Origin of the sequence: Nocardia sp. 852002-20019_SCH5090214, from assembly GCF_001665865.1 — a bacterium.
GTDB lineage: Bacteria > Actinomycetota > Actinomycetes > Mycobacteriales > Mycobacteriaceae > Nocardia > Nocardia nova.
This window is the reverse complement of sequence record NZ_LZMK01000309.1, coordinates 13,769-34,444: the sequence shown is the minus strand read 5'-3', so window position 1 is coordinate 34,444 and position 20,676 is coordinate 13,769. Positions and strand designations below refer to the sequence as shown.

The following is a 20,676-nucleotide window of genomic DNA, read 5'->3' as shown; positions in this document are numbered from 1 at the left end:
GAGTGGCCGCCGATGTCCAAGATGCCGCCGCCGGGACCGCCGAACTCGATCGCACCCTCGCCGCCACCGCGACACCGACGGGGTCGACACGGCGTTTCTCGCCGACGAGATCTCGGCGTGGCTGTCCCCCGCCTACGGCGCCGCGAACGTCGTCATGCAACTGGCCAACGCCGGGGTTGCCTACGGCGTCATGGAGAGCACTGTGGACAGCGGCAATCTGCACAAACATCCGATCAAACGCGGCCGCACCACCATGACCTACATCGCGGTGGCCGTGGCCGGCAATGCCCAGGACCGCCGCATCTTTCGCGAGGCGGTGAACGCGGCCCACCGCCAGGTGCGGTCCCGGCCGCGAAGCCCGGTGTCCTACAACGCTTTCGATCCGCGGCTGCAACTGTGGGTCGCGGCCTGCATGGCGGCGGTGTTCGAGGACACGCGACGACTGCGGGGCGGGCGCAGCCGACACGATCCCGAGGCCGTCCATCGCGCCGCGGCGGTCTTCGCGACGACCCTGCAGGTGCCGCCCGAGTTGTGGCCGGCGGATCGGGCGGCATTCGAGCGCTATCGCACCGAACAACTCGACCGGCTCGATTTCGACGACCGCATGCGTGAATTCCTCGTCGGCATCGCGCGGCTCGATTTCCTCCCGGCGCCGGTGTCGGCGGTGCTCGGAAACTGGAATCTGTTCATGACTCTCGGCTATCTGCCGCCGCAGCTGCGGCGCAAACTCGGCTTCCGCTGGACCGCCGCCGAACAGCGCCGATTCGATCGCTGGCAGCGGGTGTTGCGCGGGTTCGACCGGCTCACCCCGCCCGTCGTGGTGCGGTTGGGCATGCGCGCGGCGGTCTGGGACATGCGCCTGCGCTACATCACCGGCGCCACCGTCGTCTGACCGCATTCGTTCGAAGGAAAGATCATCGTGACACCCGAAAGCAGCGCGCCTGCACGCACTCTCGCCCCCGAACCGGAACTCATCGTCGACGGCGAAGCGGTCGAGCTCATCGCCCCGGACTCGCTCACCGCCGAGATGGTCGGTCACTGGACCTACCTGATCCTGGAGGCGGCCGCCTTCCTGATGCAGGGCATGCATCCGGTGATCGCCGATGTGGTGGAACGCTATTCGATCGCGCGCACAGATCCGGGTGGGCGCGCGATCCGCTCGGTGGATTCGGTGCTGCGCTGGACCTACGGCGGGCTCGAGGCGGTCGAGGAGGGCCGGCGGCTGCGGTCACTGCATCAGCCGCTGACCATGCGCAACGCCGACGGCAAACACATCAGCGCACTGGATCCCGGTGCGTATCAATGGGTTATCGCCACTGCCTACATCACCACCCTGAATGCCGGACCGCTGTTGATCGGCCGAGAGTTCACCGTCGCCGAGCAAGAGGAGTTGCTGCGCGACAACCGCCGGCTCGCGCGCCTGCTGCGCGTCCCGATGAAGGGCTATCCGGCCACCCGCGCCGAATTCGAGCACTACTTCGACCGGATGATCGAAACGACGCTCGAGGCTCGGCCCGAAACGCTGGACAGTGTCGAACAACTGCGTCACAGCAAGGCACAGCCCGAGGCGATGGCCCGGATTCCCGCGCCGGTGCGCCCACTGGTCGAGCTCGCGCTGCGTCCGGCCATGCGGATGACCTACCTGGCGTTGATCGCCGCCATGGATCCGCGCATCCGGGCCATGCTCGACATCGAACCCACTCCCCGCGAACAGCGGCAGGTACGGCTGATCTTCACCGCGGTGCGAGTGGCCTACCGGATACTGCCGGACCGGCTGACCTACTTCCCCCTCGCCTACCACGGTCGCAAGCACCATCAGTGCATCCAGGCCATGAAGCGCCGCGAACTGAAGTCGGCGGCCTACCGGGTGCGCCCCAAGCAGCCGCTGCGGCCTGCTCCCGATCCGAGGTGACGGCGATGGGGAACTCCCGGCCACCCTGGCCGAAATGTTCGCTTACTACGACACGATCGCCGGCCGCGCGCCGCCGGACGCCCTGACCGGGCGGCCCCGACGACGGTGATAGAAAGGGTGGACAGCCCGAACCGCCGACCACAGGGAGTCCCGGTGACAGATCCCGCACATCTGGTCGGCCTGATCCCCGGCGGACTGGACACCCTGGATCCCACGGCCCGCAAGATCGTCACCGCCGCCCGAATATGCTTCACGGACAACGGTTTCGCCGAGACCACCATGCAGCGCATCGCCGAGACCGCAGGGGTGGGCGTCGCGACCGTGTACCGCCGGTTCGGCCACAAACAGCATCTGGTCCGCCTGGCCATCCTCGACGAAGCGCTGCGGCTGACCACCCTGCTCGCCGAGGTGGCCGACCGCGCCACCGGCCCGGAGGAGGCGACCACCGAGGTGTTCGCCGCATTCGTGCACGAGGCGTCGGCGCCGAAACTGCTCACCCGCAGCATCCGCGAATCACCGGCCGCCGGTGAACTCACCGACTTCCTCACCGACGACACCGCCATCGGCGTCTCGCGCACGCTCGTCACCAACCATCTGCGGCGCTGGCAGGACACCGGACGGTTGCCCGCCGATCTGGACCTCGCCATCGTCGGGGAGATGATCGCCCGGCTGATGATGTCGCTGATCGAAAACCCGGCCTCCGTCATCCCCCTCCAGGACACGGCGAAGGCCCGCGAGTTCGCCCGCGTCTATCTGGTGCCGCTGCTGCAGACTTGGCGCGTCGCGCCTGCCGACAGCTAACGGCCCGAAGCGCCTCCGCCCCGCGCCTCGGTGGCGAATACTGATCGGTGTCCGGGTGGCGTCATCACCGGGATACCGATTGTGCAGTGTGGAGTTGCGATGAGGCTGCGAGCTTCGACCCTGACCGTCCTCGCCGCCGCGTGTGTCGTGGCCGCCGCATTCGCTCCCGCCGCCGCGGGCCCACCGCTGCCGGGCACGGTGGATCTGCCCTGTGCGGCGGCGACCCTGCATCAGGACGTCGCGTGGTATCGGCCCGCGGGTACGCCACGCGGCCTGGTCTGGCTGCAGCACGGCTTCGCGCGCACCGAGGGCAACGTCGCCGCACTCGCCGAAACACTTTCCGCCGCTGGGTATCTCGTCTTCTCCCCCAGCCTGCCGTTCGTGAACCTCGACGGCTGCACCCTGCAGAACCTCGGCGACAATACCGCGTTCCTGGATCAGGTGGCCCGGCTGTTCGCCACCGCCGACGATCCCACCGGCCCGCTCGCCACCTCGGCGACGCGCGCCGGAGTCGGGCTGCCCGCGCTCCCGCGCTCGTTCGTGTTCATCGGTCATTCCGCCGGCGCCGAAGCCGTCGAATACGTCGCCCACCGCCTGCACACCTCCTCTCCGGCCGCGTGGGCGAAGCTGCGCGGGCTCGTCCTGCTGGACCCGGTGAAATCCTTCCTCGGCGCCGATACCGATGTCGCACTCGACGATCTCGCCGCCACCGACCTGCCCGTCCTGACCGTCTCCGGTCCGCCCGCGCTGTGCAACAACTTCGGCAGCGGAACCACCGCACTGCAGACCCATCTGCATCGCCCCTTCCTCGGGGTGCGCCTCGACACCGGCGAACACACCGACGCCGAAGGAACCTCGAGCGATCCGCTGGGCGAATTGCTCTGCGGGATACCACAACCGGCGAACGTGGCAACACTCCAGCACCTCGCCACCGGTTGGACCGGCGACTACGTCGACGGCACCACCGACTATCCGGCCGCCGCCGCGGCGGCCTTCGCCGAACACCTCGCCGAGCCCCTCACCGGAGCCTGACCGGAACCGGCGGACCGCTGCGGCCCGGCCCGGATTGCGCTCGGCGGCAATCGGTTCCGACGACCGGCCCGCGGCCTCCCGGTCGAGCGTCCAAACTATTGTTCACCTGCGAAAACATATGCGAGAACAAGACGGCCGTAAGGCGTTAACGGTATGATCACAGTGGGTTTACGGTCTCGCCACAATGCCCTCGGTACTCTGAAACGGTCTACAGCGACGTACGATTTCACGCTCACCGCACAGCAATTCATGCTACAAGGGGACGCTACGTGTCGAATCCTGTGTATGCCCGCGTTCTGGGCCCTTTGACTCTCGCCCTCGACAATCGCAATGCGACGCCGACCGCACAGAAGCAACGGCAATTGCTGGCCTTGTTGTTGATTCGGCATTCGACGGTGGTTCCGGTCACGACCCTGATCGAAGAGCTGTGGAACGACGATCCGCCGCGCAGCGCGATAACGGTCGTGCAGACCTATGTTCTGGGTATCCGGAAGAAGATGGCGCAATATCTGGATGTGGACCAGGGCGAGATCGCGGACCGATATCTCCGCACCTGGAGCAAGGGATATATGTTCGACGCCCAGGACTGTGTCCTGGATTTGCGCGACTATCGCACGATGACCGACGCCGCCCGCTGCGCGCTGAATGCCGGTGACGACATGCGCGCGGTGGATCTGTTCACGGCGGCCGAAGCACTGTGGACCGGTCCGGCGCTGCTGGACGTGGAAAGCGGCCTGCCGCTGTCGGCCGAGCTGTCGCATCTGGAACAGGTGCGGCTGACCGACCTCGAACTGCGAATCGAAGCGCAGCTGCGGCTGGGCCGCTTCCGCGAGGTCTGCCCCGACCTGGCACGACTGACCGCGGAACAACCCCTGCACGAACGGCTGCAGGCCTACTACATGTACGCGCTGTGCCGTTCCGGCCGGCGGCATCGCGCTCTCGAGTCCTACCATGAATTCGCCCGTTCACTGCAGCGGGAACTCGGCCTGGATCCCTGTGTGAAATTACGCCGATTACACAGCGACATTCTCAACGCCTCCGACGAATCGGTGACCCTGATGCTCGAGCGCCGCCATGCCGGATATCTGATCGGCTGGCAGGCGGGCGCGCAACGTTCCGCGACGCCCGCCTGATCCGGCCGGCCTCATTCCGGGGCGGTACCCTCGAACATTTCTTCCACCAGGGCGGTGGTATGGGTACCGGCTCGGAATTTCGACTGATCGAGGACGTCCAGCAGAAATTCTCGAGTGGTGCACAATCGTTCGCCCTCGACCCGGAATTCCGTCAGCGCCCGGTTCATCCGCGCTATCGCGGCATCGCGATCGGGCGCCCACACGATGACCTTCGCGAGCAGCGAATCATAGTTCGGCGGCACCGAATAACCCGCCCGGATATGTGTGTCGACCCGGGTGAACGGACCGCCGGGCGCGGTGAATTCGGAAATCGTGGCGGGTGTCGGCGCGAATCCGGCCGCCGGATTCTCGGCATTGATCCGGCATTCGATCGCGGCCCCCTTCGGGTGAATGCGATCCTGCGTCCATGCCAGCGGTTCGCCGGCGGCGATCCTGATCTGCTCGGCGACCAGATCGATACCGGTGACCATTTCGGTGACCGGATGTTCGACCTGAATGCGGCAATTCACCTCCATGAAGTAATAGTTGCCGGCCGAGTCGAGCAGGAATTCGACGGTGCCGGCTCCGGTGTATCCGGCGGCGAGCACCCCGTCGACCGCGGATCGGCCGATCCGCGCGGCCAGCCCCTCCGGCAGCCGCGGCGCCGGTGACTCCTCCACCAGCTTCTGGTGCCTGCGCTGCACCGAGCAATCCCGCTCGCCGAGATGGACACCCGCGCCGAAGGTGTCACACAGCACCTGCACCTCCACATGCCGGGCGTGGTCGAGATACCGCTCGACATACACCCGGCTGTCGCCGAAGAGCATGCGGGCCGTGGCCCGGGTGTCCCGGTAGGCGCGGGCGAAATCGGCGCCGTCGTGCACCACCGCCATCCCGCGCCCGCCGCCGCCCGCCACGGCCTTGATGATCACCGGATACCCGATCCGGTCGGCGAGAGCCTGCGCCTCGTCGAATTCGAGAGCGTCGAGACTGCCCGGCAGCAGCGGCAACCCGGCCTTGGCCATCAGCGTGCGTGCCGACTGTTTGTCGCCCAGCTCGGCCATGACATCCGCGGGCGGTCCGATGAGGGTGACCCCGGCGGCCCGGCAGGCATCGGCGAAATCGGGTGATTCCGAAAGGAATCCGTAGCCCGGGTGGATGGCGTCGGCGCCGGTGATCTCAGCCGCCGTCAGAATGGCGGCCGCGTCGAGATAACTGCGTTTCGCCGCGGCCGGACCGATCCGCACGGCCTCGTCGGCGAAATCCACGACCGCCGAATCGTGGTCGGCCGCCGAATAGACCGCCACCGTGCGCACGCCCATTTCCCGGCAGGTGCGGGCCACCCGCAAGGCGATCTCGCCGCGGTTGGCGATCAGAATCTTGTCGAACATTCGCGCCGCCTCTCTCACGCCGCCGTGCGGGCGGCGACGGGGAGTCCGAAGCGACGGAATCTGGCCCGCCGCTGCGCCGCCAGCTCCTCACCGCTGCGCCCGATCAAGGCTTGCAGCGTTTCGGCCAGGGCGCGGTGCAGCCGCTCGGCCGCCGCGTGCGGCGCCAGGGCATCGTCGTGGCCGAGCTCGGGCAGTACACCGTCGACGATGCCCAGCCGCAACAGGTCGCGGGCCGTGATGTGCAGTGCCGCAGCGGCTTCGGCCGAGGCGCTCGGGTCGTTCCACACGATGGCCGCACACCCTTCGGGGCTGATCACCGAGTAGACCGAGTCGGCCAGCATCAACACGCGGTTGGCGACCGCGAGCGCCAGCGCACCGCCGCTGCCGCCCTCGCCGATCACGACACTGATCACCGGAACGCGCAGGGCCGACATCAGGCGGATGTTCTCGGCGATGGCGACGGCCTGGCCCTGTTCCTCGGCGCTCGCGCCCGGGTAGGCGCCGGGCGTGTCGATGAGCGTGACGACCGGCAGGCCGAGCTTTTCCGCCAGGCGCATGAGCCGGGCGGCCTTGCGATATCCCGGCGGCGTCGGCATGCCGAAGTTGCGGGCCATGAGCTCCTTGGGATCGTGACCCTTCTGCTGGCCGATCACCATCACCGGCTGGTCGCCGAGCCAGGCCGGTCCGCCGACGACCGCCGGACAGTCGGCGCCGATGCGGTCACCACGCAGTTCGAGGAATCCGTCGAACGCGAGCGCCACATAGTCCAGCGCCGTCGGCCGGGTGATCTGCCGCGCGCGGTGGACCTGCTCCCACGCCTGGGTCTCGGGCAGCGACTGCGGATCGGTGACGATGCCGGCCGCCGCACCCGGTTCGCCGGTGGGATCGACCGGGCCCGCGATGCGCAGCAGCGAACCCAGCGTCGCGCGTAGGCCCGACCGCGGCACGATCATGTCGATGAGGCCGTGCTCGAGCAGGAATTCCGCGGTCTGGAACTGCGGCGGCAGTTCCTGGCGGATCGTCTGCTCGATGACCCGGCGACCGGCGAAGCCCAGCCGGGCGCCGGGTTCGGCGATCAGCACGTCGGTCAGCGTCGCGAACGAGGCGGCGACACCGCCGTAGGTCGGATCGGTGATCAGGCTGACGGTGAGGATGCCCGCGCGATCGAGCTGCTCGAGCGCCGCGCTGGTCTTGGCCATCTGCATCAGCGACAGCGGCCCCTCCTGCATGCGGGCGCCGCCGGAGGCGGTGACCAGCAGCAGCGGAATGCGTTCGGTCAGGGCGTATTCCGCCGCCACCGTGATCATCTCCCCCACCGCGGTGCCCAGGCTGCCGCCGAGGAAGCGGAAGTCCATGGCGACGATCACGACCGCGGAGCCCTCGATGCGGGCGGTCGCGCACACGACCGCGTCGCGTAGTCCGGTGCGCGCCCGCGCGCCGGCCAGCCGATCGGCATACGGCACGACGTCGTGGAAGTTCAGCGGGTCGTCCTCGGTGCCGGCGATCGGCAGCGGCTCGAACCGGCCCTCGTCGGCCAGCTGGCGCAATCGCTGCTCGGCGGACAGGGTAGTGTGCCGGCCACATTCGCCGCACACGCCCAGGTCTCGCTCGAAACGCTTGCGATACAGCGGAATCCGGCAGGCCGGGCACAGTACCCAGTCCGCGGTGTGGGAGCTTGGCGGCGTCTTCACGGGGTGTCTCCTGTGCTCGATCGGCCACGGTCAGCCGGACCGCAGCGTCCGGTGTGCCCAGGTTCGCGCGGCGCCCTCGAGGACAGCTCGATCGCGCTGCTCGAGCGGGGCTAGAGCGGCCCGCTTCACCCTGATCGTGATCTCGGGGACTTTCGGGACTCTTCGGCGAGAAGGGACAACAGCTGTGTACGCCAATGCATTCGGAGGTTCGTTATGAACCGTCGTGTCGTCGTGACCGGGCTCGGAGTTCGTGCGCCCGGCGGTAACGGCAAGGACGAATTCTGGAAATTGCTCTCGGAGGGGCGCACCGCCACCCGCCGGATCAGCTTCTTCGACGCCTCGCCCTACCGGTCGCAGGTGGCCGGCGAAGCCGATTTCGACGCGGCCCGGGAAGGGCTGTCACCCAGGGAGATTCGCCGCATGGACCGCGCCGCGCAGTTCGCGGTGGTGTGTGCCCGGGAAGCGGTCGCCGACAGCGGCCTCACCGTGGATGCGCTCGATCCGCAGCGCGTCGGCGTCAGCCTCGGCAGTGCCGTGGCCGCCGCGACGAGCCTGGAACAGGAATATCTGGTGCTGTCGGACTCCGGCCGCAACTGGGTGGTCGACGAGAAGCACGTCTCGCCCTACATGTTCGACTACATGGTGCCGAGTGTGATGCCGGCCGAGGTGGCGTGGAGTGTGGGCGCCGAGGGGCCGGTCGCCATGGTGTCCAACGGGTGCACCTCCGGGCTCGACTCGGTCGGGCACGCGGTGCAGTTGATCCGTGAAGGCTCCGCCGACGTGGTGCTGGCCGGCGCCGCCGATACCCCGATCACACCGATCGTGGTGGCCTGCTTCGACGCGATCAAGGCGACCACACCGCGCAACGACGATGCCGAGCACGCCTCGCGCCCGTTCGACAACTCCCGCAACGGTTTCGTCCTCGCCGAAGGCGCGGCGATGTTCGTGCTCGAGGAGTACGACAGCGCCCGCCGCCGCGGCGCGCACATCTACGCCGAGATCACCGGCTACGCGACGCGCTGCAACGCCTACCACATGACCGGCCTCAAGGCCGACGGCCGCGAGATGGCCGAGGCGATCCGGGTGGCCCTCGACGAATCGCGGGTCGATCCCACCGCCGTCGACTACGTCAACGCGCACGGCTCGGGCACCCGCCAGAACGATCGCCACGAAACCGCCGCGGTGAAGCGCAGTCTCGGCGAGCACGCCTACCGCACGCCCATGAGTTCGATCAAATCGATGGTGGGGCATTCGCTGGGCGCGATCGGCTCGGTGGAGATCGCGGCCTGCCTGCTCGCGCTGCAGCACCAGGTGGTGCCACCGACGGCCAATCTGCACGAGCCGGATCCGGAATGCGATCTCGACTACGTCCCGCTCACCGCCCGCGACCACCGCATCGACACGGTACTGAGCGTCGGCAGCGGTTTCGGCGGCTTCCAGAGCGCGATGGTGCTGCGCCGCCCGCAGGGGGTGCCGGCATGAGCGTCGTGACGGGAATGGGCGTGGTGGCGCCCAACGGGCTGGGCCTGGACCACTTCTGGGACGCCGTGCTGGCGGGCCGCGGGGCGATCGCCCCGCTGACCCGCTTCGACACCACCGGGTTCGGCGCGACACTCGCCGGCCAGGTGGCCGAGTTCGACGCCGGCAAATACCTGCCGAGCCGGCTGCTGCCGCAGACCGACGTCTCCACCCGGATGGCGCTGGTGGCCGCCCAGTGGGCACTCGACGACGCGAAGGTCGACCCCACCGCACTCACCGACTACGGCATGGGCGTGGTCACCGGAAACGCTTCCGGCGGTTTCGAATTCACCCACCGCGAATTCAACAAGCTGTGGTCGCGCGGCTCCGAGCACGTGAGCGTGTACGAGTCGTTCGCCTGGTTCTACGCGGTGAACACCGGCCAGATCTCGATCCGGCACGGCATGCGGGGACCGAGCAGTGCGCTGGTCGCCGATCAGGCCGGCGGCCTGGACGCCGTCGGCCACGCCCGGCGCACCGTGCGCCGCGGCACACCCCTGGTCGTCACCGGCGGCGTCGATTCGGCGCTCGACCCGTGGGGCTGGGTCTCCCACATCGCGGCCGGAACGGTCAGTACCGCAACCGATCCCGCGCGCGCCTATCTGCCGTTCGACGCGCAGGCGGCGGGCAACGTGCCGGGCGAGGGCGGAGCCATGCTGGTCCTCGAGGATGCCGCGGCGGCCCAGGCCCGGGGCGTGCCCGACTGTTACGGCGAAATCGCCGGCTACGCGCAGACTTTCGATCCGCCGCCGGGTTCGCCGCGCCCGCCGGGACTGCAACGGGCCATCGAGCTGGCACTCGCCGATGCCGGACTGCGCAGCGACGACATCGATGTCGTCTTCGCCGACGCCGCCGGTGTCCCCGACGCCGACCGTGCCGAGGCGGCGGCCCTCGAGGCCGTCTTCGGACCGGGCGGGGTCCCGGTGACCGCCACGAAACCGCTCACCGGGCGGCTGTTCTCCGGCGCGGGCCCCCTCGACATCGTCACCTGCCTGCTGGCCATGCGCGACGCGGTGATCCCGCCGACCGTGGCCACCACCGAACTCGCCGACGGATGCCGGATCGATCTGGTCCGCGGCGAACCGCGCTCGGCCGACCTCGGCGCCGGATTGGTGCTCGCGCGCGGCCGGTGGGGTTTCAACTCCGCGGTGGTCGTCCGCGCGCACCCGCGCTGACCCCGCAGCACAGCAATCGCACCATCCCTTCGAATGCACTCAGGAGCAGATCATGACCATCACCATCGACACCCTGCGCCGAATCCTCGTGGCCTGCGCCGGCGGCGACGAGGACGCCCCCGAACTCGCCGGTGACATCGCCGAGGTCGAGTTCGAGGAGCTCGGCTACGACTCGCTGGCACTGATCGAAACCGCCTCGCGTATCCAGCGCGAGTTCGGGGTGACGGTTCCCGAGGAACAGCTCATCGACGTCAAGACTCCGCAGGAGCTGATCGACATCGTCAACCAGCAGCTGGCGGGTGTGGCATGACCATCCGCACGACTCACACCCGTGTCGTCGAGGCGCCCGCGGACGAGGTCTACGGGCTGGTCGCCGATGTCGGGCGCTGGCCGGTGATCTTCGAACCCAGTGTGCTGGTGCGGCATCTGCACCGCGGCGCCGACGAGGAACGGTTTCGGCTGTGGGCGACGGTGAACGGGCAGGTCACCGACTGGACCTCGCGCCGGACCCTGGACCCCGCCGGCCGCCGCATCACCTTCGAGCAGGAACGCAGCCGGGCGCCGATCGCCTCCATGGGCGGGCAGTGGACGTTCGACGAAACCGGCCCGCGCACAACGACTGTCACCCTCGATCACCACTTCACCGTGGCCGACAGTGTGGATCCGGACGTGATCACCGGCGCGGTCGACCGCAACAGCGTGGCCGAGCTGGCGGCGCTGGCGCGGATCGCCGAGCTGGGGCATCCGGTCGACGACATCATCGTCACCTTCGAAGATCGCGTGACCCTCGAGGCGACGGCAGCCGAGCTCTACGACTTCGTCTATCACAGCGACCGCTGGCCCGAGCACGTTCCGCACGTCGGCCGGGTGGATCTCACCGAGGACGCCGACGGGGTGCAGCTGATGGAGATGGACACCGTCACCGAAGGCGGTATCCCGCACACCACCCGGTCGATCCGGATCTGTGTCCCGGCCGAGCGCATCGACTACAAACAGCAGCTGCCGCCCGCGATGCTGTTCGGGCACAGCGGCGCCTGGGAATTCGCCGACGATCCCGCCGGCGTGGTGGTCACCGCTCGCCACACGGTGGCGATCAACCCCGCCGCCGCGCGTGAAATCCTCGGTCCCGGAACCGGACTCGCCGAGGCGCGCGCCTATCTCGGCGAGGCCCTCGGCACCAACAGCCGCAACACCCTGCTGTGCGCGGTGCGATACATCGCGGCCCGCCGCGCCGACTCCGCGAAAACCCCGTCATGACGGCGACCGGAAGTCCGCGCCTGGCAGAACCGGTGGTGCAGGAGGTGGCCGAAGGTGTCTTCGCCTACACCCACGGCCACGGGGGCTGGTGCGTCAGCAACGCCGGCGTGGTCGCCGGGCCCGACGGTGCGCTGGTGATCGACACGCTCGCCACCGAGGATCGCACCCGCGGCCTGATCCAGCACGTGGATCGGGTCGCCGGCGGGCCGGCGCGCACCGTGGTCAACACCCATCACCACGGCGACCACAACTTCGGCAACCATCTGTTCGGACCCGCCGCGGTGCTCATCGGACACGACCGGATCCGCGCCGAGATGATCGAGACCGGGCTGGCCCTGACGCAGTTGTGGCCGCAGGTCCGGTGGGGCGACGTGCGAGTCACGCCACCCTCGGTCACCTTCTCCGACCGGCTGACGCTGCACGTCGGCGACCGGCGGGTCGAGCTGATCCATCCGGGTCCGGCGGCGCACACCACCAACGACGTGGTGGCATGGCTGCCCGCGGAGAAGGTGCTGTTCGCCGGGGATCTGGTGATGTCGGGCGCGGCGCCGTTCTGCTTGTTCGGTTCGGTCGAGGGCACCCTCGCCGCGGTCCAGACGCTGGCCGGGCTGGGCGCGGAAACCGTTGTGGCGGGCCATGGTCCGGTCACCGGACCGGAGATCTTCGATCAGACGATCCGGTATCTGGAGTGGATCGTCAGGTTGGCGCTCGACGGCCGGGCATTGGGGCTGACTCCGCTCGGCATCGCCCTCGAGGCCGATCCCGGCGAGTTCGCCGATCTGGTGGATGCCGAACGGGTGGTCGGCAATCTGCATCGCGCGTATGCCGAGGCCGACGGCGCGGCACCGGGGGCGCCGCTGGACGTGCTCGCCATCTTCGACGAGATGGTCGGCTACAACGACGGCCGGTTACCGGCGTGCCTGGCATGAGCGAGCGCAGCGAGCGAGAGGCCGGCACAGCCGAGCGGGAAACGGACACGGCCGAGACCGTGGATGTGTGTGTGGTCGGCGGCGGACCGGCGGGACTGGTCGCCGGTGTGCTGCTGGCCCGGTCCGGAGCGAAAGTTCTCGTGCTGGAGAAACATCCGGACTTCCTGCGCGACTTCCGCGGTGACACGGTGCATCCGTCGACGCTGACGGTGATGGACGAGCTCGGGCTCGCCGAGGAGTTTCTCCGGCTGCCGCATGTGCGGACACCGCAGCTGCCGATGGCGACCGCGATGGGACCGGTCGTGTTCGCCGACTTCCGCCGGCTGCCCGGCCCGTTTCCGTTCGTGGCGTTCATGCCGCAGTGGGACGTGTTGAACTTCCTCGCCGAAACCGGTCGCCGGTATCCGGGATTCCGTCTGCTGCAACGGGCGGAGGTCACCGAACTGCGCGAGTCCGGTGGCACCGTCACCGGCGTGCGCGCTGCCACCCCGGACGGTCCGCTCGAGGTCCGGGCCCGCCTCGTGATCGCCGCCGACGGACGCAATTCGCTGGTGCGCACCAGCGGCGCGCTCGCGGTGGCGGCGAGCCGGGCGCCGATGGACGTGTTGTGGTTCCGGGTGGGCAAACCCGCGGGCGAGAGCCTGCCGACGGTTCGCAGCGGCAAGGGCTTCTTCATCGTCTGCATCGATCGCGGTGACTACCTGCAGGTCGCCTACATGATCCCCAAAGGCGGATTCGAGGCGATCCGGGCCGGTGGGCTGCCCGGGTTCCGGGCGCAGCTCGCGACCATCTATCCGGTGCTGGCGCCGGGGCTCGAGGCCGCGATTCGCGACTGGGACGATGTGAAGCCGCTCGATGTGCGGGTGGACCGGCTGCGGCACTGGTGCCGGCCCGGCCTGCTGGCGATCGGTGATGCCGCGCACGCGATGTCGCCGGCGGGCGGTGTCGGTATCAACCTCGCGGTCCAGGATGCCGTCGCCGCCGCGCGGCTGCTGGCGCCCACACTGGCCGCGGGCGGCATGCCGAGTCTCGCGCAGTTGCGCGCGGTGCAGCGCCGCCGCGAATTCCCCATGTGGGTGGTGCAATTCGCGCAATTGCGCCTGCTCGCCGACCTGTATCCGAACGCCGGAGGACCCAGCACCGACAAGCCGCTGCTGGCCCGGCTGCTGCGTCGCTTCCCCGGACTCTCACCCGTGGTGGCACGGGTGATCGGCCTCGGGATCCGGCCCGAGCACGTCCCGCCGGCCCACGGCGACCATCTCATCGTTTCCGGTACCTAGTTTCGAGCACCCAGGAGGACCTGTCGTGTCGACCTATCTCCTCGTTCACGGCGCGTTTCACGGCGGCTGGGCCTGGCAGCGGGTGACCCCGCTGCTCACTGCGGCCGGCCACCGTGTCTTCGCGCCCTCACTCGCCGGTATGGGCGAACGCGCCGACGAGCTCACCCCCGATGTGGGACTCGACACCCACGTCGACGATCTCGCCGAGCTGATCGTCGCCGAGGATCTGCGGGAGTTGATCCTGGTGGGCCACAGCTATGCCGGGATCGTCGTCACCGCGCTCGCGGATCGGTTCCCGGACCGCATCGCCGAGCTGATCTACGTGGATACTTTCGTGCCACGAGACGGCGAAGCCGTTGCCGACATCATGCCGGAGATGGTCGAGGCGTTCACCACCGCGGCCGCCGCCGTGGGAGACGGCTGGCGCGTGCCCCCGCCGACCGAGCCGATGGGTGACAGCGGAATCAACGGCGTCACCGAGGAACCCGACCTGAGCTGGGTGGCCTCGATGCTGACGGCCCAGTCGCTGAAGACGTTCCACCAGCCGCTGACGCTGCGCAATCCGGACTCCCTGGCACTCGTTCCCGTCACCCACATCCACTGCAGTGAGGGCGGCGAGGCCTTCAAGGCGATGCGCGCGGCGATGCCGCGGACCCTTCCCCCGGCCGACCTGCCCGCCGAACGGCTCGAGATCCTGCCGACCGGGCACGACTGCATGATCACCATGCCGCGTGAATTCGCCGGGCTGCTGTTGAAATTCGCGTCTCAGCCGTCGCCCGCGTCGTAGGCGGCACGAGCCGCCAGCACCTCCGCCAGGTGCTCGTTCGACCACCGCGCGAGACCGTCGAACAACGGAGTGAGGGTGCCGGCCAGCGCGGTGGCCGCGTACTCGACGCGAGGGGGGACCTCGGGGTGGTAGGTGCGCTGCACCAGGCCGTCGCGTTCGAGCTGGCGCAGCCGCTGGGTCAGCACCTTGGGCGTGACGCCCGGAATGCGTTGCTGCACTTCGTTGAAACGCATCCGCCCGTCGTGGATCAGCACCCACAGCACCTGGGTGGACCAGCGGCCGAAGAACAGGTCGACCACCGGGGAGATCGGGCACGGATCCGCGACGGGCGGCGGCGTGACGGGCGTCATGGGCACTCCTGGGCACTTTCCATTTGGTAACTACTATACTTTGGAAACTACTGTGTGACCAGAAGCCTTCACCGGCGCGAGAGGAGCACAGTGATGACTGCGACGGCACCACACGGAAACCTTCGCCTGCCCCGGCGGCGCGGCGAACGCCCGCTCACCCGGCCACACAATCCGCATCAGCAGCTCACCCAGAATCCGGACGTCCGGCTCCAGGAAGCGCTGTGGGCGCGCATGGCCACACTCGAGGGTGTGCTGGCCGCCCGCAGTACGGTCTCGCTGCCCGACACCCGCGCCCTGCATCTGCACCCCGATCACGCGCACGGCCCCGAGGACGCCTTCCTGGCCGGCACCGAATTCGCCCACCTGCACGGGCACGCCGACGGCAGCCTGCATCTGCGCCTGCCGGAAACCGCTGCCGCCGAAGCCGTTTCGGCCGGCTGGGCCGAACAGCATCCGATGGCCCGCGCCGGCGTCCTGCCGGCGACGCTGCTGATGGTCTACGGCCCGCGCGACGCCGACGAACTGGAACAGGTCTGGCAGCTGGTACGCGCCTCCTACGACTACGCCCGCGGGAACGCTCGAGCATGATTCGAGCGGCGGCACGCATCGTGAGGACCATGACTGCGACTGATCTCGTCGGCACCTGGGAACTGGCGTCCTACTACGACATCGACGACGCGGACGTGCGCAGCGAAGGGCCACTGGGTCCGGCGCCGCGCGGTCTGCTCATCTACACCGCACAGGGCTCCGTCTCGGTGAGCATGATGCGCACCGGTGAAACCACCGCCGCGAACACGTTCATGGGCTACGCCGGAACCTGGCGCACGGCGGGAAAGGCGGTGGTGCACGCGATCAGGGTCTGCTCCAATCCCGCCTGGGCCGGTACCGAGCAGGTACGCCAGATGTCCCTCGACGGTGACGTGCTGACGCTGATCGGCGCCGCACAAGTGGACGGGCGGACCCAGCGCCGCATTCTCACCTGGCGCAGGTCCGCCCGCCCGTGCTGATCACTCCGGCGAGTACGAGAACAGAGGTTCGTCGAATTGCACGGATTCCCCGTCCTGTTTGAGGATCGCGGTGACGACCCCGCCCACCTCGGCCGTCACCGGGATCATCAGCTTCATCGCCTCCACGATGCCGACCTGACGCCCCGGCGACACCCGGTCGCCGACCGCCACGAACGGCTCGGCACCGGGCTGCGGGCTCCGATAGAACACACCCACACTGGGTGCGCGGATCACCGGATCGGTCACCGCCACCTCGGTCGCGACGTCGGTTGCGATTGCCGGTGCCGGTGCTGCCCCGGCACTCACGCCCGCCTCCCCCGAGCCCTGCGGCCACTGTGCCTCCACGGTCACCTCACCGACCTGGATCCGCAGGCCGCTGGGCTGGGCGGGAAAGCCGGCCAGCAGCCGCAGCGCACCCGACTGGATGGCGTCGAGTATCTGCAGGTAGTCGTGCTGGGCGGCGTCGAGTTCCGGTGTGGGCGTGACGTTTTCATCCATTGCTGTCATGACGGCGCTCCGCGGTCAGTAGTTGCCCAGGCCGCCACAGACATTCAATGCCTGTGCGGTCACGGCGGCGGCGGCCGGCGAGATCAGGTAGTCGACCATCGCAGCCACCTCGTCTACCTGGACATAGCGGCCGATCGGCACCCGGGCGCTCACCCGCGCGTGCACCTCGTCGGTGTCGACACCCCACAGACCCGAATACACCTCCCGAACCCGTTCGGCCATAGGCGTTTCCACGAATCCGGGGCAGACCGCGTTGACCGTGATCCCGGTCTTGGCCAGCTCCAGCCCCAGCGCCTTGGTGAAGCCGACGACCCCGTGCTTGGAGGCCGAATAGGGCGCGCCGTGAAGCACACCCTGCTTACCGCCGGTCGAGGCGATGTTGACGATCCGGCCGCTGCCCCGCTCGAGCATGCCACCGGCGGTGAGCGCGGCCTTGGTGGCGTAGAAGACGCTGTGCAGGTTGGTTTCGATCACATCGAGCCACAGCTCGTCCTCGATCTGCGCGGTCACGCCGCCGCCGCTGCGGCCGGCGTTGTTGACCAGGATGTCGACCGGCCCGAACCGCCGTACCCCGGCGTCGACGTACTCCCGGATCCGGTCGGCGTCGCGAACGTCGCAGCCCACTCCGTCCACCGCGAATCCGTCGTCCTGCAACTGCTTGGCCGTATCGGCCACCCGTTGCTCGTCCCGGGCACAGATGAACACCGCAACACCCTGTGCCGCCAGGTTTTTCGTGATCTGCAAGCCCATCCCGCTGGTCGCTCCGCTGACCAGCGCCACGCGCTGACTGTCCGCCATATCTCCTCCATCGGTGCTGGATCCGGTTACGCCGGCCCGTCCGGCCACCAGCGTCGCGAAAGGCCCTATAAGACCGGTCAAACCGGTGCGGGCTCGACCGAATCTCGAGCGCCGTCGGCGACCGTGGAGCGCGATCGAGGTCCGCCCGGAATCCCGGCGGCCACACCGTCTTCCGAGGAGCCGTCCATGACCACTGTCGCCAGCCGCGCCGAGCTGTACGCCGAGGTCCAGCAGTTCTACGCCGATCAGATGCAACGCCTGGACAACCGCGACATCACCGGCTACGCCGAAACCTTCACCGAGGACGCCGAGTTCGAGCACACACCCGGCCGCCCGCCCGCGCGCACCCGCGCCGGGATCGTGTCGGATCTGGTGGAGTTCCACAAGCGCTTCGACAGCGATCCGATGCAGCGCCGGCACTGGTTCAACATGATCAACCTCTCCCCGCACGACGACGGCAGCATCGTCGCCACGATGTACTGCCTGGTGGTCAAGATCCGGCCCGGCGCGGCGCCGGAGATCGCGCCGAGCTGTGTGGTGCACGACGTCCTCGTCCGCATCGACGGCGAACTGCGCACCCGCTCCCGCCGCGTCACCCACGACTGACCGAAACCGCAACCCCGACAAGGAGTTACGCTGTGAGCATCGCTGAGCCCACCACCCACCTCACCCTCGCGGCCGAAGCCCAGGACCTGCTGTTCCGCACGGCCCGCACCGCCAACACCTTCACCGACGAACCGGTGAGCGACGAGCAGATCCGCGACATCTACGACCTGGTCAAATACGCTCCGACCTCGATGAATCAGCAGCCGCTGCGCATCGTGCTGGTCCGCGGCGCCGAGGCCCGCGCCGCCCTCGTCGAGCACATGCTCGACAACAACAAGCCCAAGACCGAGAAGGCGCCGCTGACCGCGATCCTGGCCGCCGACCTCAATTTCCACGACCACCTGCCCAAGGTCTTCCCGCACGCACCCGACGCCAAGGACTACTTCGCCGACGACGACTACCGGGCCGAATCGGCACGGTTCAACGCGCTGATCCAGGTGGGCTACTTCATCCTCGGCATCCGCGCGGCGGGGCTGGCCGCCGGCCCGATGAACGGGTTCGACGCCGCCGGTGTCGACAAGGAGTTCTTCCCCGAGGGCACGCACAGCGCCCTGGTCGTGGTCAATATCGGCAAGCCGGGCCCCGACGCCTGGTACCCGCGCTCCCCGCGGCTGGACTACGACGAGGTCGTCACAACCGTCTGACCTCCGCCCGCCCGAAGCCCGATCGGAATTTCCGATCGGGCATTTCGTGCTTCCTCGAAGGGACTTTCGGCCCTTGGGCGCCATCCTCCGCGTCGGCACAGTTGTCGTGCGTCGAAACGGGCCGGGTGAGCGAAAGAGGGCGAGCGGGTGTTGCGGGAATCTCAGGCATGGTCGTCGGCAGCGTTCCCGGACATCGTCATCTTCACCCGCGGGCCGGTCCCCGCACTCGAGGCCGAACGCGTGGCCGGGGCGGTGGGCCGGCTGCTGGCGCGCCACAGCGTCACCGGCGGCGCCCGGGTGCGGGTGACCGCCGCTCCCGGTGAGACCGAATCCCTGCTGGTCCAAGTGAATCTCGCACTACCCGATCGCCCGGTCCGGATGCAGGTGCGCACCCGCGAGCCCCACGAGGTGCTGTCGGTGGTGGTCCGGCTGGAACGGCAGCTCACCGACCCGGCCGTCCGGGAGTGGCCGGATCCGGCCCGACCGGCGCTGGCCGACCCCGGCGTCGGAAAGATAGTGCGCCGCAAGGCATTCCCTCTCGACACCCTGCGCCCGAAGTCGGCCGCGGCGATGATGGACACGCTCGACTTCGACGTGCACCTGTTCGTCGACGCCGAAACCGGTGAGGATGCCGCCGTCTACCGGGCCGGCCCCTCGGGACTACGGCTGGCGCGCCGATCTCGGATGCATCCGCCCTCCGATACCGGCGGCCGGATCTTCACCGTGCACTCGCGTCCGACACCCATCCTCACCGAATCCGCGGCGGTGGAGCGGCTGTGCGAGCACGGCCTGCCCTTCCTGTTCCACATCGACGCCTGCACCGGGCGCGGACATCTGTTGTACCGCCGCTACGACGCGGATCTCACCCTCGTCACACCCTGTGCCGAGGTCGCATTCGACACGGAAAGGTAGATCACCAGCGTGGCACGAGAGTTGACACAACGGGAAATCCTCACCGAACTCGAACCGGTCGCCGCCACGGCACTGGACCGGCATCTGTCGATGGTCAAGGAGTGGCATCCACACGACTACGTCCCGTGGGACGCCGGTCGCAACTTCGCGATGCTGGGCGGAACCGATTGGGAGCCCGGGCAATCCACGCTCAGCGAGGTGGCGAAGGCGGCGCTGGTGACCAACCTGCTCACCGAGGACAACCTGCCCTCCTACCACCGCGAGATCGCCGAAAACTTCTCCCAGGACGGCGCCTGGGGAACCTGGGTGGGCCGCTGGACCGCCGAGGAGAACCGCCACTCCGTCGTGCTGCGCGACTATCTCGTGGTCACCCGCGGCGTCGACCCGGTCGCGCTCGAGAACACCCGCATGACCCATATGACCAACGGCTTCACCCCGGGGGTGGCCCGGCTGCTCGACGGTGAAGCGGGATTCCTGTATTCGGTTGCGTACGTAAGCTTTCAGGAACTGGCCACCCGCGTCAGCCACCGCAACACCGCCAAGGTGTGCGACGACCCGATCGCCGACCGCATGCTGCAGCGCGTCGCGCTCGACGAGAACCTGCACATGATCTTCTACCGCACCATGTGCGCCGCCGCGTTGGATCTCGTTCCCGATCAGGCGATGACGGCCATCGACCTCATCGTCGAGAACTTCAAGATGCCCGGCGCCGGAATGCCCAACTTCCGCCGCAACGGAGTGCTGATGGCCAAACACGGCGTCTACGATCTGCGCCAGCACTACGAGGACGTGCTCGAACCGGTGATCCGGCAATGGAACATCTTCGGCCGCAACGACTTCGGCCCACGCGGCGAACAGGCCCGGGAACGACTGGGCGCCTTCCTGGAGAATATGGAACTGGTGCAGATCCCGCGCTTCGAGGAGCACCGCGATCGATCCCTGGCCCGCGAGCGGGCCCGCGCCTGAT

The 20,676-nt window shown here is 68.7% G+C and carries 23 protein-coding genes; 18 read left to right on the top strand and 5 right to left on the bottom strand.

What is annotated here, in order from left to right:
* The 5 genes from A5780_RS24915 to A5780_RS24895 all read left to right on the top strand — a co-directional run.
* Window positions 1–892, top strand: an 892-nt coding sequence (locus A5780_RS24915; RefSeq protein WP_369829549.1) for an oxygenase MpaB family protein, incomplete at its 5' end; no start/stop codon positions are given.
* Window positions 893–919: 27 nt separating this feature from the next.
* Window positions 920–1,912 (top strand): oxygenase MpaB family protein, encoded by a 993-nt coding sequence (locus A5780_RS24910; RefSeq protein WP_064909737.1) that lies wholly within the window; start codon window positions 920–922, stop codon window positions 1,910–1,912.
* 153 nt (window positions 1,913–2,065) lie between these two features.
* On the top strand, window positions 2,066–2,713 hold the full coding sequence (locus A5780_RS24905) for a TetR/AcrR family transcriptional regulator (RefSeq protein ID WP_064909736.1): 648 nt from the start codon (window positions 2,066–2,068) through the stop codon (window positions 2,711–2,713).
* Between the two features lie 99 nt (window positions 2,714–2,812).
* Complete coding sequence (locus A5780_RS24900; RefSeq protein WP_064909735.1) at window positions 2,813–3,745, top strand: alpha/beta hydrolase; 933 nt, start codon at window positions 2,813–2,815, stop codon at window positions 3,743–3,745.
* Between the two features lie 269 nt (window positions 3,746–4,014).
* Window positions 4,015–4,878, top strand: coding sequence for an AfsR/SARP family transcriptional regulator (locus tag A5780_RS24895; protein WP_081879522.1), 864 nt, complete (start codon window positions 4,015–4,017; stop codon window positions 4,876–4,878).
* Window positions 4,879–4,889: 11 nt separating this feature from the next.
* Here A5780_RS24895 and A5780_RS24890 read toward each other — a convergent pair whose 3' ends face one another.
* Both A5780_RS24890 and accA read right to left on the bottom strand, forming a co-directional pair.
* A complete protein-coding gene (locus A5780_RS24890) occupies window positions 4,890–6,248 on the bottom strand; it encodes an acetyl/propionyl/methylcrotonyl-CoA carboxylase subunit alpha (protein WP_064909734.1) in 1,359 nt (452 codons plus the stop codon).
* A gap of 14 nt (window positions 6,249–6,262) precedes the next feature.
* A complete protein-coding gene (gene accA, locus A5780_RS24885; protein WP_197521856.1) occupies window positions 6,263–7,939 on the bottom strand; it encodes an acetyl-CoA carboxylase carboxyl transferase subunit alpha in 1,677 nt (558 codons plus the stop codon).
* A 213-nt stretch (window positions 7,940–8,152) separates the two neighbouring features.
* Between accA and A5780_RS24880 the strand changes: the two genes are divergently transcribed.
* Genes A5780_RS24880 through A5780_RS24850 form a run of 7 tightly spaced genes read left to right on the top strand, consistent with a single transcriptional unit; the run spans window position 8,153 to window position 14,885 of the window.
* A complete protein-coding gene (locus tag A5780_RS24880; RefSeq protein WP_063012016.1) occupies window positions 8,153–9,421 on the top strand; it encodes a beta-ketoacyl synthase in 1,269 nt (422 codons plus the stop codon).
* Window positions 9,418–10,632, top strand: a complete 1,215-nt coding sequence (locus tag A5780_RS24875) for a ketosynthase chain-length factor (RefSeq protein ID WP_064909732.1) — start codon at window positions 9,418–9,420, stop codon at window positions 10,630–10,632. The genes A5780_RS24880 and A5780_RS24875 overlap by 4 nt, the downstream gene beginning before the upstream one ends.
* 52 nt (window positions 10,633–10,684) lie before the next feature.
* A complete protein-coding gene (locus A5780_RS24870; protein ID WP_030515841.1) occupies window positions 10,685–10,942 on the top strand; it encodes an acyl carrier protein in 258 nt (85 codons plus the stop codon).
* Entirely contained in the window at window positions 10,939–11,889 is a 951-nt protein-coding gene (locus tag A5780_RS24865) for an aromatase/cyclase (protein ID WP_064909731.1), read from the top strand. The genes A5780_RS24870 and A5780_RS24865 overlap by 4 nt, the downstream gene beginning before the upstream one ends.
* Complete coding sequence (locus A5780_RS24860) at window positions 11,886–12,818, top strand: MBL fold metallo-hydrolase (RefSeq protein WP_064909730.1); 933 nt, start codon at window positions 11,886–11,888, stop codon at window positions 12,816–12,818. The genes A5780_RS24865 and A5780_RS24860 overlap by 4 nt, the downstream gene beginning before the upstream one ends.
* The gene (locus tag A5780_RS24855) at window positions 12,815–14,098 is read left to right on the top strand and encodes an FAD-dependent oxidoreductase (protein WP_064909729.1); all 1,284 of its coding nucleotides are present in this window, start codon (window positions 12,815–12,817) and stop codon (window positions 14,096–14,098) included. The genes A5780_RS24860 and A5780_RS24855 overlap by 4 nt, the downstream gene beginning before the upstream one ends.
* A 25-nt stretch (window positions 14,099–14,123) precedes the next feature.
* A complete protein-coding gene (locus tag A5780_RS24850; RefSeq protein ID WP_063012006.1) occupies window positions 14,124–14,885 on the top strand; it encodes an alpha/beta fold hydrolase in 762 nt (253 codons plus the stop codon).
* Here the strand turns inward: A5780_RS24850 and A5780_RS24845 are convergent.
* Window positions 14,864–15,235 (bottom strand): helix-turn-helix domain-containing protein, encoded by a 372-nt coding sequence (locus A5780_RS24845; RefSeq protein ID WP_030515846.1) that lies wholly within the window; start codon window positions 15,233–15,235, stop codon window positions 14,864–14,866. The genes A5780_RS24850 and A5780_RS24845 overlap by 22 nt on opposite strands.
* Before the next feature lie 93 nt (window positions 15,236–15,328).
* On the opposite strand from A5780_RS24845, the gene A5780_RS24840 reads away from it, so the two are divergent.
* Both A5780_RS24840 and A5780_RS24835 read left to right on the top strand, forming a co-directional pair.
* Window positions 15,329–15,823 (top strand): luciferase family protein, encoded by a 495-nt coding sequence (locus A5780_RS24840; RefSeq protein ID WP_063012004.1) that lies wholly within the window; start codon window positions 15,329–15,331, stop codon window positions 15,821–15,823.
* Between the two features lie 29 nt (window positions 15,824–15,852).
* The gene (locus A5780_RS24835; RefSeq protein WP_082976701.1) at window positions 15,853–16,242 is read left to right on the top strand and encodes a lipocalin-like domain-containing protein; all 390 of its coding nucleotides are present in this window, start codon (window positions 15,853–15,855) and stop codon (window positions 16,240–16,242) included.
* On the opposite strand, the gene A5780_RS24830 is transcribed toward A5780_RS24835, so the two are convergent.
* Window positions 16,243–16,749, bottom strand: coding sequence for a biotin/lipoyl-containing protein (locus A5780_RS24830; RefSeq protein WP_104366601.1), 507 nt, complete (start codon window positions 16,747–16,749; stop codon window positions 16,243–16,245). It lies immediately after the preceding gene.
* 15 nt (window positions 16,750–16,764) lie between these two features.
* Complete coding sequence (locus A5780_RS24825) at window positions 16,765–17,547, bottom strand: SDR family NAD(P)-dependent oxidoreductase (protein ID WP_030515850.1); 783 nt, start codon at window positions 17,545–17,547, stop codon at window positions 16,765–16,767.
* Window positions 17,548–17,733: 186 nt separating this feature from the next.
* Between A5780_RS24825 and A5780_RS24820 the strand changes: the two genes are divergently transcribed.
* The 4 genes from A5780_RS24820 to A5780_RS24805 all read left to right on the top strand — a co-directional run bounded on the left by A5780_RS24820 (window position 17,734) and on the right by A5780_RS24805 (window position 20,675).
* The gene (locus tag A5780_RS24820; RefSeq protein ID WP_064904313.1) at window positions 17,734–18,153 is read left to right on the top strand and encodes a nuclear transport factor 2 family protein; all 420 of its coding nucleotides are present in this window, start codon (window positions 17,734–17,736) and stop codon (window positions 18,151–18,153) included.
* Window positions 18,154–18,185: 32 nt separating this feature from the next.
* Window positions 18,186–18,797, top strand: coding sequence for a malonic semialdehyde reductase (locus tag A5780_RS24815; RefSeq protein WP_064904311.1), 612 nt, complete (start codon window positions 18,186–18,188; stop codon window positions 18,795–18,797).
* A 147-nt stretch (window positions 18,798–18,944) separates the two neighbouring features.
* Window positions 18,945–19,709, top strand: a complete 765-nt coding sequence (locus A5780_RS24810; RefSeq protein WP_064904309.1) for a sigma 54 modulation/S30EA ribosomal C-terminal domain-containing protein — start codon at window positions 18,945–18,947, stop codon at window positions 19,707–19,709.
* 9 nt (window positions 19,710–19,718) lie between these two features.
* A complete protein-coding gene (locus A5780_RS24805) occupies window positions 19,719–20,675 on the top strand; it encodes an acyl-ACP desaturase (RefSeq protein ID WP_063011996.1) in 957 nt (318 codons plus the stop codon).
* Window position 20,676 lies beyond the last annotated feature (1 nt).